Source organism: Mucilaginibacter sp. (assembly GCF_039921305.1).
In the GTDB taxonomy this organism is placed as follows: Bacteria; Bacteroidota; Bacteroidia; order Sphingobacteriales; family Sphingobacteriaceae; genus Mucilaginibacter.
In genome coordinates this window covers 23,275-36,923 of record NZ_JBDSCA010000067.1, presented here as the reverse complement: position 1 = coordinate 36,923, position 13,649 = coordinate 23,275, and the positions used below count along the sequence as shown (strand labels likewise).

Annotated in this window: 17 protein-coding genes; 7 read left to right on the top strand and 10 right to left on the bottom strand. The window is 43.3% G+C overall.

Features of this window, described 5'->3' with window-relative positions; all coding sequences use genetic code 11:
- The first annotated feature begins 547 nt into the window (after positions 1-547).
- Positions 548-1,867 (top strand): hypothetical protein, encoded by a 1,320-nt coding sequence (locus tag ABIN91_RS19715; RefSeq protein WP_348053164.1) that lies wholly within the window; start codon positions 548-550, stop codon positions 1,865-1,867.
- A gap of 135 nt (positions 1,868-2,002) precedes the next feature.
- Here the strand turns inward: ABIN91_RS19715 and ABIN91_RS19710 are convergent, their stop codons facing one another.
- From ABIN91_RS19710 to ABIN91_RS19700, 3 genes are all read right to left on the bottom strand, one after another.
- Positions 2,003-2,497, bottom strand: coding sequence for a hypothetical protein (locus ABIN91_RS19710; protein ID WP_348053163.1), 495 nt, complete (start codon positions 2,495-2,497; stop codon positions 2,003-2,005).
- Positions 2,498-2,729: 232 nt separating this feature from the next.
- Positions 2,730-3,419, bottom strand: a complete 690-nt coding sequence (locus tag ABIN91_RS19705; RefSeq protein ID WP_348053162.1) for a hypothetical protein — start codon at positions 3,417-3,419, stop codon at positions 2,730-2,732.
- A 207-nt stretch (positions 3,420-3,626) separates the two neighbouring features.
- Positions 3,627-4,337 (bottom strand): hypothetical protein, encoded by a 711-nt coding sequence (locus ABIN91_RS19700; RefSeq protein ID WP_348053161.1) that lies wholly within the window; start codon positions 4,335-4,337, stop codon positions 3,627-3,629.
- Between the two features lie 476 nt (positions 4,338-4,813).
- Between ABIN91_RS19700 and ABIN91_RS19695 the strand changes: the two genes are divergently transcribed.
- The 6 genes from ABIN91_RS19695 (at position 4,814) to trxA (ending at position 8,833) form a co-directional block, all read left to right on the top strand.
- Positions 4,814-5,260 (top strand): hypothetical protein, encoded by a 447-nt coding sequence (locus ABIN91_RS19695; protein ID WP_348053160.1) that lies wholly within the window; start codon positions 4,814-4,816, stop codon positions 5,258-5,260.
- Positions 5,261-5,330: 70 nt separating this feature from the next.
- Positions 5,331-5,819 (top strand): hypothetical protein, encoded by a 489-nt coding sequence (locus ABIN91_RS19690; RefSeq protein ID WP_348053159.1) that lies wholly within the window; start codon positions 5,331-5,333, stop codon positions 5,817-5,819.
- A gap of 155 nt (positions 5,820-5,974) precedes the next feature.
- Entirely contained in the window at positions 5,975-6,181 is a 207-nt protein-coding gene (locus ABIN91_RS19685) for a hypothetical protein (RefSeq protein ID WP_348053158.1), read from the top strand.
- Between the two features lie 161 nt (positions 6,182-6,342).
- Positions 6,343-7,719, top strand: a complete 1,377-nt coding sequence (locus ABIN91_RS19680; RefSeq protein ID WP_348053157.1) for a hypothetical protein — start codon at positions 6,343-6,345, stop codon at positions 7,717-7,719.
- Positions 7,720-8,038: 319 nt separating this feature from the next.
- Positions 8,039-8,227: a hypothetical protein gene (locus ABIN91_RS19675; protein WP_348053156.1), complete on the top strand. Its 189-nt coding sequence runs from the start codon at positions 8,039-8,041 to the stop codon at positions 8,225-8,227.
- 297 nt (positions 8,228-8,524) lie between these two features.
- Positions 8,525-8,833: a thioredoxin gene (gene trxA / locus ABIN91_RS19670; protein ID WP_348053155.1), complete on the top strand. Its 309-nt coding sequence runs from the start codon at positions 8,525-8,527 to the stop codon at positions 8,831-8,833.
- Positions 8,834-9,051: 218 nt separating this feature from the next.
- On the opposite strand, the gene ABIN91_RS19665 is transcribed toward trxA, so the two are convergent.
- From ABIN91_RS19665 to ABIN91_RS19635, 7 genes are all read right to left on the bottom strand, one after another.
- Complete coding sequence (locus ABIN91_RS19665; protein ID WP_348053154.1) at positions 9,052-9,366, bottom strand: hypothetical protein; 315 nt, start codon at positions 9,364-9,366, stop codon at positions 9,052-9,054.
- A gap of 230 nt (positions 9,367-9,596) precedes the next feature.
- Positions 9,597-10,433 (bottom strand): hypothetical protein, encoded by an 837-nt coding sequence (locus ABIN91_RS19660; protein WP_348053153.1) that lies wholly within the window; start codon positions 10,431-10,433, stop codon positions 9,597-9,599.
- Between the two features lie 218 nt (positions 10,434-10,651).
- Positions 10,652-11,377, bottom strand: coding sequence for a hypothetical protein (locus tag ABIN91_RS19655; RefSeq protein WP_348053152.1), 726 nt, complete (start codon positions 11,375-11,377; stop codon positions 10,652-10,654).
- 686 nt (positions 11,378-12,063) lie between these two features.
- Positions 12,064-12,273 carry a hypothetical protein gene (locus ABIN91_RS19650; RefSeq protein ID WP_348053151.1) on the bottom strand — a complete coding sequence of 70 codons (210 nt, stop codon included), beginning with the start codon at positions 12,271-12,273 and terminating at the stop codon, positions 12,064-12,066.
- A gap of 156 nt (positions 12,274-12,429) precedes the next feature.
- Positions 12,430-12,774: a hypothetical protein gene (locus ABIN91_RS19645; protein ID WP_348053150.1), complete on the bottom strand. Its 345-nt coding sequence runs from the start codon at positions 12,772-12,774 to the stop codon at positions 12,430-12,432.
- Between the two features lie 76 nt (positions 12,775-12,850).
- The gene (locus tag ABIN91_RS19640; RefSeq protein WP_348053149.1) at positions 12,851-13,267 is read right to left on the bottom strand and encodes a hypothetical protein; all 417 of its coding nucleotides are present in this window, start codon (positions 13,265-13,267) and stop codon (positions 12,851-12,853) included.
- A 160-nt stretch (positions 13,268-13,427) separates the two neighbouring features.
- The gene (locus ABIN91_RS19635) at positions 13,428-13,640 is read right to left on the bottom strand and encodes a hypothetical protein (protein ID WP_348053148.1); all 213 of its coding nucleotides are present in this window, start codon (positions 13,638-13,640) and stop codon (positions 13,428-13,430) included.
- Positions 13,641-13,649: the final 9 nt, after the last annotated feature.

Genomic DNA, 13,649 nt, shown 5'->3' with positions numbered 1-13,649 from the left:
TACACGGGCTGAATGCTTGTGCGGCTTAAGCTACACAGGCCCTCGCTATGCACAATCAGGAGGCCCTTCCCGGCCGCACAGGCTTGCACGTTCTCTCCGCTTTTGGCCGAAGCTGCCTGCTGACGGGTAGAAGGGTTGGGTGTTTGCTTACTCTTAGGTCATTGACAAGGGTAGTAAACATTTCGCGTTAGGGATAGTAGCGGATACCGGCCCGTGACTAAGGCCTGTGCAGTATGAGCGGATAGCCCGGGCCGTAGGTAACGCCCTGATGATTTACGATTTCGGATTTGGTACGCTTGATAATTATGATCTTATAATTAATGCATTAAAATATAGTTCTAATCTTAATCAATAACGCGAACCCAAAAACCGAAATAATATCTTAAATCAATCGACAATAAAGCAAATCCGAAATCAAAGATCCGAATTCCGAAATGAACACTAAAAGTTATTCCGGTTATTACAATTGTAATAATTTAATGTAAAGATACGGAAAAATATTTACAGCTTAAATAGCAATTTTCATTTTTATATCTTTAGCCTGATTATGCTACATTATATCGCTAAAACCCGTCTTATAGTTTTATTGCTGATGCTGAGCGCCGCGCCTGTTTTGGGGCAGGTGGTGTATGAGCCGCAGATATTGATCCTCTCGCCAGGGGCTACTAAGTTTGATGGCGCTTTTGAAAAACAGATTGCCGATATTACCGCCAAACTGAAAAAGGATATTAAGCCCGGCGACAGGGAGAAGGTGCTGCAATCGCCACGGTTTAAGGAGCAAGCCGAAAACCTGCGCATTATGACGCTCAACCAGCTTGACTATGCCCTGAAGGTTGATTTTTTTAAGCAAATGCCTTTGATGACAGCCAGCTACCTGAGCTACCGCTTTTATGAGCGTTTCCCTAACCTGATGGTGCGCATTAAGGATGTGCAGAGCGATGGCAGCCTGGCCAGTCTGAAAGCTATTGCCGCGGGCGATAATTTGCAATATGTGATGAACTTCCCTTCGGTGGAGTTTTATAAAGATAAGGGTGTTAACGTGGCCAAAATTACGGTGCAACTGTTTAATAAAAACACCGGCACACTGCTGCTGAACAAGGCCTACACCGGCGATGCCCGAAATCACGGTTTTGAAACTACCTGCGAGGATGGTACGCTGAATTGTAACCTGATTAACGCGCTATCGCAGGGGTATGCCGAGGTAGTTAAAATTGTGGCCGAAAATAACCCGGCCATCATCCGCGAAAGGCAACTATCTGGCTTGCGGGCCAATACCTTGCGCACTTATTTAACCTACCCATACGATGCTACCCTGCTTAAACAAGTTACCGGTGCAGATAGTACCATTGAGCAAGGCGCTGTTTACCAATGCCTTTATAATAGCGATAAAACCAAGTTTGTGGCCTTTTTTTTAAAGCAGGTTAAAGCGGGCAAGGGTGGTTTGTTGGGTGTTGCCAATGGCAGCAATGATAACAATGTAAAGGTGCTTACGAATAAAAAGATTGGTGATAAGGGGTATCTTGATCAAAGTCCGCAAAAGTATGCTTATACGGTTACGGGGGTGAAATACCAGGGTAAATGGTACTTTGTTAAAGATAATGCTACTTATTTTGAGGCCGATAATTTGCAGGAAGCAAGGGCGCAATACTTTAACAGCCTGCAAAGTTTTAACTTTTTTAAAGCGAACAGCACCGATTTTAACCCCCAGTTTTGGGAAACCAAGCTATTTGAAAAAGTGCCCGACCTAACCAAAGACCCCGAATGGGCCAAATACGGCAAATCCATTTGGAAGAATGAGGAAATAGAAAACCGCCCTTATATTGGGATGTATAAAGTTGTTGCCGATAAAATGCGGGAAGGGAAGTAGGTTTAGTAGCAGGTATCAAGTAGCAAGTATCAAGATTTTCTCATAGTTTCTATTCTGTTAATTATGAAGCCTTAATTGAGCGTATAAATAAGTAAACCGGCTCCTTTTTTTTGACCGGAGCCGGTTTGTTATATATTAAAACTCGTGAAGGTTAATGTATAGGCCTCCGGTATAATTAACGTAAACGTTAGTGGCTATGTTCCAATTCCAACCGCTACTCATTTGCTGCGAATAACCTTCGGTATAAGAATCGGGTACCCACTCACCTAATTCAGAACTATATCCGCCAACTCCCTTCACGTTCCAATCAAAAAACGCGAAATATTGTGTGCTTGTGAAACTAATTGTTACAGAGTAATAACCCTCGGGCACATCGGCCATACGAAAGCCGGTACCGCTATCATAGGTACGCCCCCAGGTATCCGAAATATAATCTTCATTGGTAGTATTGTTGTGCAGCTTTACCCACCACTCGCTAATGGGATAGGATGGGTGCAGGCCGCTTATTGAAATTAAATGCACCTCGCACGGAACGGTGTTAAACTCGGGGTTTTGGGCGTTGGCCTTAAGGTTAAAGGCAAGTGAGGCAAATACAATTGCCAACATCAGCATTAATTTTGTGTTTTTCATAATAATAAATGTTTTTTGGTTTATTATTAAAGGTAGTTCATGCAAAAAAACTTTGGTTATGCTGGTTTTACATGTTTTTGTATGATATTATCATGTATTTAATATGTTTTAATTTATTGAAAATTAATTAGTTGATATTGTTGTTAAAATTGTATTAAATAATTACGCGAGGGAGAACAATAAATACACCCATTATGTGATATTCAGTGTTCGGTATTCGTATCAAAAAGCTTTAATACGTCTTCGTAATCACCCCGGTAGTAACCGATTGGGTTACAATAACCACCTTGCTCATTACGGGCTGGCTGTTTACCATGGCGGGGATAAAGCGGGTAATTTCCGGATCAAAGGTAGCATCGTTGAGGTGGAGGGTTTTGGTCATGTGGTTATCGCCCGTTACTTCTACAATGTGATCAACTATCTGGCCGGTTTGGCTAATTACCAGGGTATGCTTTAGGATGAGTTTTATTGCGCCGGGTAATTCGCCGCGGGTTAAGCCTCTTAGTTCTGTCCGCGATGTGGTGAGGGCGAAAATGCCGCTGCTGCCGCCAATTTTTACCGGGGCGCTAATGATATCGGCTGGGTTGGTGGTTTCTATAATGTAGCTGGGGCCACGCATATCGGCGCTATCTAACAGCGTGAATTTGTTTTGATCGTAATTGAAAATCTGGATTGGTTTTTTGCCGCGCGGAGCATAAAAGGTCCATTCGCCGCTGCGCTGGCCGTTGGTGTAGTTGCCATGCGCTATCACATTGCCATGAAAGGTAGCCGTGTACTCGCCCTGTCTTATTTTTTTATCGGTTTTAAGCACAGTGAATTTTTCGAACACGATGCCGTTGATATCTGATGAGCGTTTTACGGTTTGCTGCGCGTAGCCGAAACTGCTGCTCAAAACCAGTGCTATAAATAATATACGTTTCAAATGGGTTGTAATTTGGTTATGCTAAGATAAGCAAAAGAGGCTGATCAAAAGATAAATCTCCTGTTTCAATATAAAACTATGTATTACCTCTGTGCAACTCTGTGGATATGTTGCGAAAAATCTCTGTGTTCTTTGTGTTTTAATTTACCACAGAGGGCGCGAAGAGAAGAAGCACAGAGAATGCAAAATGAATACTGTGTGGCTAAATTATTGCCCTAAATAAGTACTGTTAGCATAATCTGGAAGGTTGCCGTTGCTCATGGCTACGGTGTTGGTTGTTATTACTTTGCAGGGTATAGGGTTGTTGTTTACCATGGCCGGGGCAAAGCGGGTAAGGTCGTGGTCCAGTTCAGAGTCGTCAACCTGGTATAGTTTGTTTTGGCCGTTAATGCATACCTTAACCTGATGGTTGGTTACTTCGCCTTTGCTATTCAAACTGAATGTATGTATAAAAGTAGCGTTGGCAACGGGGCCAAAATCTTTATTAATGGCTTGGGTTAAAACTTTGGATAAAAACGTGGGCCTAAAGCTGTAGCTGCCGCCTATCTTAACCGGAACGGTTACATCATCGTCGGTTTTTACGCCGGCCATTACGTATTGCAGACCTTTGGTATCGGTGCTATCGGCAAAGGTGAGCTGGTTATCGGTGTAGTTATAGGTTTGTATGAGCTTGCCGCTGATGTTGTAAAAACTCCATATGCCGGCGCGTTCGCCGTTTAAATAGGTGCCTTGTGCCAGGGTGGTGTTATTGCCTGCCGTGGCGGTGTACTCGCCTTGTTTAATTTTTTTATCACTTCTTAAAACCGAAAAAGTCTCCGTAATATCGCTATTAGGCAGTTTAGCGCTGCGCTGCACGGTTTGCTGGGCAAATGTTAGGCTGCTGACGAATAGCAGGCAAGCGGTTAATACTTTTTTCAATACTTTATAATTGGTTATGCAAAATGGTAATAATTTGTGAGGTTTACAATTACTTATACGTAGGTGCTACGGGTTATTGTTGCCTGCTGTATTAAATAAAAATTTGAGGGAAATTGTTTTTGATTTTATTGGGATTTAGGATGTTCGATTTTGGATTTATTATTATTTGCACTTTATGCTTTTATTATGTGATTGTTGGGCTTTGCGTTAGGGATAGGAGCGGATACCGGCCCGTGGCTAAGGCCTGTGCAGTATGAGCGGATAGCCCGGCCGAAGGCAACGCCCTGATTAATTAAAAAGTTAAACTAACTAAACACAATCTATATCAAACCATCTTCCGTTTCCAACACACATTTTCCCTGTCTGCCGACAGGTAGGCATCTTACCTCATACATCTTCCATCAAAACACTTACTTAACGTGTTTTTTGATCAAAAAACAATTACTTTAGCTGCCCAAATTGTAATTATATTATACATGAAACACACCCTAAAATACCTTTTACTTGCTTTAATATTTGCAGGTTGTGCAAGCAATAACGATAACGTTGAGCAACTGATTGAAAAAAAAGCAGATGCTTGTAAAGCGGCAGATTGTACCATTAAGGTGGCCGATATCACTTCGTTTAAGTGGGATGAGATGTATGCATTTAACCACCCTCAACCAAAGCAGGTGATAGAAAAAGAGATAGATATGCCTTATCCGGATTATCAGGAAGGGACACGCCCGCTGATATTCATTTATCAAAATAAAATAGTTCACTTTGAAAACAATCCCGATGGCCTTACTAAAGATACCAAGGGCCAGATAATTTATAATTACCAATTTGCGCTGGGGTGTAAACTATACAAGCCGCAGGAAGCCGTATTTAAAGTGAAAGTAGAGAAGAGCGGCAACAAAGTTTTTTATAATTTATTACAGTAGCAGGCACTCAATTGTAATTGAGTGCAATATTTGTATATTTAGTGTTTAAACACCTGTTACATTTTATTGCATGGATAACAAGCATCACGACGATTATAACAGCCAGCCCGATACCAGCGATCGCCCGTACACGCCGCTGCCCGATGTTGAGGTAAAATACCGTCGTAAAAGGCAGCCTTCAACCACATCAACATGGCTCATTACTCTTTTGCTGCTCGCTGTTATAGGTTTTATTGCTTTTAAGATATGGGATGGCGGTTTTAGCATTAAAGGCGCGGCAGGTAAGTATACGGTTTCGGCCATTAGCAACATGGATTTTAACGGTGTGGTAACCGATTTTAAGTACGATGATGACAGGCAGCACACCAAAATTGCCATACTGAGCGATGGCACCCGCTACTCTATTTACGAACCCTGGGTGTATGATATTAATACCGGCGATACGCTGATCAAACAAAAAGGGAAACTGCTGATAGAAGTGCGCCGCCCCCGCAAAAAGAAAGAAATATTAGATTATGCCCCCATTTTGCGCAAGCTGGAATTGACGGGGAGACTGTAGTTTTTTTTAAGCTGAAAAGCTCAAGGCCGAAAACTTAAAGCAAAGCTGGGTGTGCTGATAGATTTATTTAGAAAGTATATTGAGATATAAGCTGTTAAAATTGAGGATATTTGGGTAAATTTTTCCCATATGTATTTTTTAAATTAGTATATTGCTTGCAAAGCAAGTTAACCCTGCCAACCTTAACGCCTGGCAATTACTTTAAACAACAGCTTTTACCGGTGCTAAACAACGTAATATTTAGCAGCACTATGCCAGTAAAGCATTTAGCCGGCACAGATAATATGCCCGTAGCTCAATTAAACGCGCAAGGTTACAACATGCCAGTTAAAAGGTTTGTATTGGTTGATCCATCGCGATAAGGTATTTTGGCGGCGCGGGGTTTGAAACCTGTATAGCGTGTGTCATAAAAACGTTTATTCTTTTTAATTAGGCTTGTGGCTGTGCACATTAGGTATAGTCTAAAATTATAATCATTACTTTTGCACTGTTTTGGCAAAATTGTTGCCTGTTATAATTCACCATGGATAAGCATTTACATATTCACATACTTGATGTTTTGCAGCAAAATAATGCTATTGGCAACATGGTGGATATTAAACCCGCCTTTACCGATGAGCTGAATACGCAGGAAGGGCGCAAAAACTTTAAAACTCAATTGGATTATCTGGTTACCGAAAACCTGATAGAAACCAGCGGCAAGTTTGAATTTTTAACCTGGGAACTGCTTACCGGCTTATACCCCATTGATAATAAAAAAATAGAAGCGCGCCTAACCGGCAACTGGCAAAGCTACCTGGCCAAACGGGGAGGCGGCAAGCCCGACCCGGCTAAAATACTGCCTGTACCGCCGCCAGCACCCGAGGTTAAACTGGGCTTGTATGATGCCCCCGCAACCGTGTTGCCGTACCCGGGCGTTAATATAGATAAACCAAAATCGCCAGCTTTGCCAAAGCCAAGCGCGCTAAAGGCAGATGAAGATGATTTTGAACCCTTTAAAGTAAAAAACCCAAAGGCCCACCCCGATGCGGCTATATTTTTAAAGGAAGAGGATTTTTTGCCTTTTAAAACCCGCAACGCAAACAAAGCCAAGGTAGTTGATGCCGGCATCCCGCAGGGTGAGCCTATACTGATATCAACAAACCCCAACCCGGCCTCAAAGCCCGAACCGTTAAAAGCGCCTGCCGAAGAGCCCTTTTTTACAGCGCAAGCGCCATATACACCACCTGCGCCCGAGCCAGAAAAGAAGCCCGATATTCAGCCCTTTTCGGGAAGCCAAACCACCTACACGGTACCCAAAACGGATGAGCCAAAACCGGCCGGTACCCAACCCGATTTTTCTATCGGGAAAACCACCTACTCGCCGCCAAAAAGCGAAGCCCAAAAAGATATTGCCGTAACCGTAAAACCGTTTACGCCTGCAACTAATGCGGCTAACGCCGAAAAACCGGCACGCATACCAGCCACCGTAAAACGCAAAGCAGCCGATGATGAGGAAGCGCCCATCATAACTGCCCGCACATCAAAACGCCCCGCCGCCGAGCAGCAATACCTTGCCGACCTAACCGACCTGGAACGGCAGCAGCAACCCGTTAAACAAACCCCGGCCGTAGTAAACCTGCGCTCATCGGTAGCGGCCTATCAGGACCCCGCGCCCGCACGCCAGGATGCCCCGTCCCAAAACGAGGTGTACAATCAGCCACCGTCATCATCAAACTATGCCGCCATTAGGTTTGATACCGAAAATAATCCGTTTAACGTCCTCGGCAAAATAAACCTGGATACCGAGGACGAGAAAAGCAAACCAAATCCTCTCGCCTGGAAAAACATACTAAAATGGGCCATCATCGGCTTTATAGCTCTTGTTGTAGCAGTCATCGTTATATATAAAATAAGGTAGTAGGGTTGGTTGATTTGTAATTAGTATGTTGGTTAATTGGTTTTTAGTGTATTTGAGTAGTTTTAGATGGAATGATTATCCAACATTCACCAATCAGCCAAACACCTGATCAACCAAATCAACTATAACATTGGGCGTTGCCTTCGGCCCGGGCTATCCCTGCCAGCCGGCAGGCAGGGATAGCCCTAACGCGAAGGCAAGGGCTGGCAAATACTTTTAATATAGATGATTATATCATCACAAAAAAGATTTCTTACCATACATCTCCAAAATACCCTATATTTTTAATTGCTTTGTATCGCACAATAAAAACACACCTATGGCCGATCATATTAGCTTTTTGGCGGAGCAGTTGCTGCCGCAATTTATCCCGAAAGACCCTGCCGCTACGCAGCTGAGCTTTCAGTTTACTATGGTGCCCAACAAAACCTACCGTGTAAGTTACACCAAAAAGCAAGGCGTTTGGGCGTTTACCGGATACGAAGAAATTGCGCCGGAAAGGAAGTAGAAGTATTTACATGTACGGAAGTAAATGGATTTACCTGTGTCCGCGTTAGGGATAGGAGCGGATACCGGCCTGTGATTAATGCCTGTGCAGTATAAGCGTATAGCCCGGGCCAAAGGCAACGCCCTGATTGTTTTTAGTTGATTAGTGAATTGCCAGGAGTCAACCCAATCAACCCAATCAACCCAATCAACCCAATCAACCCAATCAACCCAATCAACCCAATCAACCAACCAAGTACCTCAAACCAAAACCATATCCGAACGTTAATAGTACAATATAACCTCATAACCCTACCCCATGGCAACTTTTAATGATCTGATACAAAGCGATAAACCGGTGCTGATTGATTTTTCGGCAGAGTGGTGCGGGCCTTGCAAGGCTATGCCACCAATTTTGAAGCAGCTTAAGGATAGCCTGGGCGATGGCATCACTATTTTAAAGATAGATATTGATAAAAACCCGGCTGTTGCCGATGCCTACAAGGTGCAAAGCGTACCCACACTGATGCTGTTTAAAAACGGTGTGAGCAAATGGCGCCAAAGCGGCGTTATGCAAGCCAGCGAACTACAAAAGGTGATTGCGCAGTTTTGCCCCCCAGCCCCCTAAAGGGGCAGCTTTTGATGGGCATATTGTTAACTTTAATATTATAACACAAAACTATTATAACACAAAACGCCCGGTTATTTTAACCGGGCGTTTTGCTTTTTTGGGGGTATGTGGTATAAGAGAAGTTATAGCTATTGATGTTTACCTGCTCAGAAATAGAAACATGTTTTCCCTGTTTGCCTGATACATCTTACATCCAGATAAATCCGAAATCAAAATTACGATGCTTGCGAGTAAACGGCACGCATGGCGGGTTGGGCCATAGTTTTTGTTTTGATCTCGGTATCGTGATCGGTGTATTTGGCTTTTAGTTTTTTAAGTATCTCAAAGCTAAAGGTGTCGCTCATTGGTATATGGCTGCCTTTCAGTGTTTTAGGGTGAATTTGTAAATCTTTCAAAGGTACCAGCAGGTCCATATGGTTAATATGTGTAAGGCCGGTTTTAACATCGGTACCGTAAATAACAAATGTGTCTATCTGGTTGCCAGCGGCATCGGTATACACCACGCTGTCGTGCTCTTTGTAAGTTGTCATAATGTTGATGTTTTTGTAGTAGATGCTAAGGTGTTTTCAATTGCCGTGCCAGATATCAAAACATCTATTAAGAGCCTTTTAAGTGCTTTTGTACTTAACTGATAGTTAATTTTTACTACAAGGGTGTATGGATTGTTGGACAGAGGGGGGAGGGGAGATTGAATATCGAATGATGAAGTAAAAAGTATACCAACTTTTACTGTTCAAAATTTTCTTTTAATCATTATTCATCATTCTGTGTTCAGTGTTCGATATTCAAAGGGCTCCCCAACCCAATCTAACACCCCAACACCCTTTTCAATCAACCCGTCAAACAATTCAAACAGCGCTATGCGTTTGGCTTCGGTGAGGATGAGATTGGGGGCTTCGCCGTGTATGATTTTGCTGAGGGTGGCGCGCAGGTTGGCACGCTCGTCGGGGTAGAGGGATACGCGGCTGTACCTGTCAACAAGGTTTTGTTTGGCCCGCTCCAGTATCTGCGCTTCGCGCGCGGTGCCGAAGGGTATTTTGCCCATGGCGTTAATGGTATCAAATACCAGGCTGCCATAATCGTTGTAATGGCCTTCGGTTTTGTATTGGTTAAAGGCGGTTGCTATGCGGTTAAGGCGGTTTTGGTGTAGCTCGTGGGGTGTGGGAATTGCCCTTTGGGGGATGGTTGTTGCGGCGGCCAGGTTGGCTTTGATGGCGGCCAGGCGCTGTTCGCTTTGGTAATGGGCCATTAAAAAATGCATAAAGGTGGCCACGTTTAAACCGTAAAACGGGCCAAACTGTTGCAGTATACCACGATTAATGGCTACGGGTATTTCGTTTAACCTAATGGCGGGCAGGTTGCGGGTAAGTTCGGCGGGCATATTTTGTACTAAGTAGGCTATCTCGTCGCGGCGGTCGGCGGTGTTGATGCCCATGTCGGCAAAGGCTTTGGCCATGGCCTGGGCCAGTACCATTTCCAGTTGTTTAGGTTCGGCATCGCAAGCGCGGGGGGATTGGAGGGCGAGTGCGAAAGGGGTAGTTGCAGGGGTAGGAGTTGCAGTTTTGTTTGTTGCTGTTGCTACGGATTGTTGATTCATTGTGGTTGGTTTATTGGTGTTTCCAATTCCCTCTCAAAAGGGAAACGGCGATAGGGCTGACGATAAATCTTTGCAAGTATTAAAAGGGTTGTCATTGCGAGGTACGAAGCAATCGCGAACAGTGCAAGACCGTTCTTCAAGTCCACCGTTCTCCGTGCGATTGCTTCGTACCTCGCAATAACACGATGGTGAGGGATTCCGAAATCCGAAATCCCCCATCATCCATACTGCAGCGCATCCTGAAAGGCGTTGGCTATTTTTAGGATGCGGCCGCCGGTGTTGGCTACGGCGGCAAGCTGCTCTTCTTTTTCGAGCCATTTTTTGGCCGTTAAAAAAAGCGAGGTGTATTTTTTGTTGTTTTTGTAGTTTTCAACCTCATCTAAAATTTTGTCTATTTGTTTTTGGGTGTGGCCCATATCAATCAATTTTAAATATTCGTCGGTAAACAGAGTGAGGTGGGCAAAGCCCCTGTATATTTCTCTTTGTTTATTTATTTGTTCTTTATTTTCTTTATTAGTTTTGTCTTCGTGCTGTCCTTCTGTTGTCCTCGTGCTGTCTTCGGCTTGTCCTTGTGGTTGTCCTTCGGTTTGTTTTACGGTGTTGTAAGTATCATAATTACAGATGGTTATAAGGGTGTTTGCTGTCCCTGCGGCTGTCTCTGTTTTTATCATTTCTTCGGCTTTAAGCAGCTTTAAAAAATTATCAACCTTGGTTTTGCCCCATCCCCACCGTTCGCCTAAATACCTAAGCGAAGCCACTAACTCACCCCGGTTCCATCGCACAATAGTGCTACCTATCATCATGCGGCCTTCGGTGGTATCAAAGCGGGCGGTAGTTATCAAATCTAACCAGGCCTCAAACCGCGAATAGGCGCGCTTTTCGGCCCATAATTCATGTTTAAACAGGTTGCGGTTTATGGGAATAAAATTGCTGAGTGGTTTCATAATACTATTCAGATAAGGTCATAGTAAGTAAATTATAGTTAAATTTTGTTCTTTTTGGATAAAAATATTAATTTATATGTGATATATAGCTTTTTTTAGCTAGATTGCAGTCCCTAATAATTAAAGATGACTAACCAAGCGAATGCGGAAACACACGCAAAGCCAGTAAAAAAGACTCATTTTTGCAAAGCGTGTAACCTTGAGCTCAAGCAGCAGGTACACAGGCCCTGGATTCTCAAAAACATATTTTTCTTTTTGCCTTTACGTAAATACGTTTGTATGAATTGCCTTAACGAATACTACGTACACGGCGCTAAATAGTATTTTATTTTTGTGTTTTTTTTCTTTAAATTGATCGTTTAATTGATATTAAATTGACTACACTCGAAGATCTATACAAATGCCCCAAGTGTAATGTGTTTTTTCATTACCAATCGCCACGCAATAAGTGGCTCAAACTGTTTGCCCCCAATTATCCCATCCGCAGGTTTTTTTGTAGCACGTGCATTAAAAGTTATTATGTTAAGGTTGATCCTGAGCATATTAAGCCTAAGGAGGATTAGTTGATTGGTTGAATAGTTTGTTAGTTGATTGGTTTGTTTGCCATTGATGTGATGATAGCCATGCCATTACCAATGTGCTAAGACCAATAAACAAATCAACCAAACAACAAATCAACCGATATATCACCCCTCAAACACCATCCAGGCGCTTGCCGTTTTTGATCGTACCAGTTTGCATTGTTTGGTTAGCTTGGTTATGGTACGCTTAACGGTTGTTAGCAGCACATCATCACCGGTAATGGCGCTCGTTATGGCCCGTATTTTTGCCGGGCTCATCCACTCGCCGCTGTGGGTTTTAAATATCATTAATATCAGATCTTCGGTTTTATTCATGTTGGTTTATTGGTTAATTATCAAACTTTGTTATTGCGGGCCTGCCTGTCGGCAGACAGGGAACGAAGCAATCGCACGGAGGCGCTTCGCCCTGCATTGCTGTATGCTTTTGGCTTATTGCACACACTATCGCCCGCAATGCCAATAAAGGCGTGCTCATGCTTCACTATTCCACATCATGGCCTTTAGGGCTTCCAGCGCGTGTATAATGGCTTTGTTTTGGCGTTCGGTTAGGGTTAGGTAGTAGGCTTCGTCGCGGCAGTAGCCGGCAAAAATTGCTTTTTTATCTGTGGCGCTAAGGTTGGCCCAGGTTTTATCTTCGGTTAGTTGCTGCATGCGGCGGCTGTAAATACGCTCGGCCCAGGCTACTGCATGGCAACTGGCTGCCAGCATTAAGGTTAGCCGGTTTATTTTAAAGGTTACCTGCGCCGTATTCAGCGGGTCAATACTTGAGCTTAGGGCTTCGCTTATTTGGGTGGTGATGGTTTTGAGTTGGGTCATATGATTTGGTATTTTGAACAGTTAGCCTTTAGCTCCAAGCATCAAGCTTTTAGCTATTATAAAGTAGCTGAAATAGTTAGCTTGATGCTTGTAGCTTTCGGCTTGTAGCTTCAAGCTCATCTTCCATATATCGCTGTATCACCTCCTGGTAATTCTCGTCTAAAAAGCTTTCAATATCTGTAGTGGTTTCGGTGTAGGCCTGTACGTTGCCGGTATGCTCGCAGTACTTATAGGCTTCCCATTGGTTTAAGTTTTGGGTGCTGATGAACTGGATGAGCGGGGCGCGTTCTAAATGTGTATCCATCCATTGTGGGTTGGTCATTTTTAGGGTAAACTCCAGGCACCACGATACATCGTAGCCGCCATCGCTGCTAAAGTTGATATCGTCAATATAAATGGCTTTTTTATCAGCAAATAAATGTGCCAGTAGTTTGTCTACAGATGTAGCATCTATAGTATTCGGTTGTTTAATTGAAAGTGCTATATTTGTCATACTAAGAATGTAATTTTTTAAGGGATTGAAAAATTAGAGAAGCTCTGCTGTTAAGTGGGGCTTTTTTTTATAGATAGACTCAAGAATTAAGATGCAGGAATCAAGATTTTTAATTGCTAATCTTCTTGATTCCTGAGTCTTGCATCTTGATTCTTCTTTCTCATTTTACCCTCCACACCCTAAAAAAACCATCGGGCTCTTTAGCTGTAGTAAACGTTTTTAGCAAGCCAGAGTGAAAGTGCTGACTGATAGCCGCTTTTACCGAATTATAAAACTGCACACTGATGCGCGCGCTTTGACCAACCTGCATTTTATCCAGATTGGCTTTCCAGTTTCGAACTGGGGGAGGTGGGATGTGATTTTCTACTTGCATTATTGAAAG